Here is a 1,552-nt window from a genome sequence, read left to right as displayed (position 1 = left end):
CAGGGCTGAGCGGGGATTTACGGCTCAGTAGTCCAGGCCGCTGCGCTGGCCGCCGTGGAGGCGGGAAAATGTGGGCGCGCTCCGTCCGGGACGCCGGCGTATCCGTGATGCTTGTGAGCTCGAGGTTCAGTATGGCGTCGGGGACTGCTTGCAGGGACCGTCAATTGTTGCGGCAGCACGCGGACCAGACTCTTCAGCCCTGTGGTTCCTCCGGACGGTGCGTGCCTGGTAGACACCGCCTGGGAGGGGCTGCATGGACGTGTTGCACCAGCGCTGTGCCGCGCTGGACATCGGCAAGAAGGACCTCAAGGCGTGCGTCCGCGCACCGAATCCGAGCGGACGGCGATCGCGGCGGCAGGAGATCCGGACCTTCGCCACCACGACGAACGCCTTGTTGGAGCTGCGGGACTGGCTGGTCGCCGAGAAGGTCACCCTGGTCGTGATGGAAGCCACCGGGGACTACTGGCGTGGCGCGTTCTACCTGCTCGAAGACTGCCTGAACGTGATCCTGGTGAACGCCGCGCACGCCAAGGGCCTGCCCGGGCGCAAGACGGACGTCGCGGACGCGGCCTGGCTGTGCCAGCTGGGTGAGTGCGGTCTGCTGCAGGCCTCGTTCGTGCCGCCCGAGCCCATCCGGCATCTGCGTGACCTCACCCGCTACCGCACCACCCTGGCCACCGAGCTGAGCCGCGAGGCACAGAGGCTCGAGAAGGAACTCGAGGACGCGGGGATCAAACTCTCCAGCGTGGCCACCGACATCCTCGGGGTTTCCGGCCGGGCCATGCTGGAAGCCCTCATCGCCGGCGAACGCGACAGCCGTGTCCTGGCCCAGATGGCCAAGGCCCGCATGCGCCCCAAGATCCCCGAGCTGGTGGAGGCGCTGGAAGGCAACTTCGGCGCGCATCACGCCTTCCTGTGCCGTCTCCACCTGGACCGCATCGACCAGCTGCGGGCCACTATCAACCAGTTGTCGGTTCGGATCGAGGAGGAGATGCTCCCTTTTGCCCGACAGCTTGAACTACTCGAGACCATCCCCGGCGTCGGCAGAGTCACCGCAGAAGTGATCATCGCGGAGACCGGCGGCGACATGGCCCGCTTCCGCACCGCCGGCCACCTCGCCTCCTGGGCCGGCGTCTGTCCGGGCCACCACGAATCCGCGGGCAAGCGCAAATCCGGGCGCAGACGCCACGGCAACCGATGGCTTAATGCAGCTCTGGGCACCGCCGCCATGGCAGCCTCCCGCACCCGGGAACACACCTACCTCGGCGCCCGCTACATGCGGCTGATGCCCCGCCTCGGCAAGAAGAAGGCCCTGGTCGCCCTCGAACACTCACTCCTGACCGCCGTCTGGCACATCCTCACCACCAACACCCCATTCCACGACCTCGGCGGCGACTACTACACCCGCCACGACCCCGAACGCACCCTGCGACGCCTCACCCGACAGGCCAACGCCCTCGGACTCACCGTCCGCTTCGAACCCATCGGAGCCTGAGGGGGCCACCCTGACCGGTTCTATTTTTCGGACCAGGCCGCCACCGGAGCCGGCGGC

General features: G+C 67.8%; 1 protein-coding gene. It reads left to right on the top strand.

Going from position 1 to position 1,552, the window contains the following annotated elements:
• The first annotated feature begins 253 nt into the window (after positions 1 to 253).
• A complete protein-coding gene (locus ACIBJF_RS53370; RefSeq protein WP_399185110.1) occupies positions 254 to 1,495 on the top strand; it encodes an IS110 family transposase in 1,242 nt (413 codons plus the stop codon).
• The last annotated feature ends 57 nt before the right edge of the window (positions 1,496 to 1,552 follow it).

This window comes from Streptomyces sp. NPDC050743, assembly GCF_044456925.1.
Taxonomy (GTDB): Bacteria; Actinomycetota; Actinomycetes; order Streptomycetales; family Streptomycetaceae; genus Streptomyces.
The sequence above is the reverse complement of the archived record's forward strand: the minus strand, read 5'-3'. Positions and strand labels throughout refer to the sequence as shown.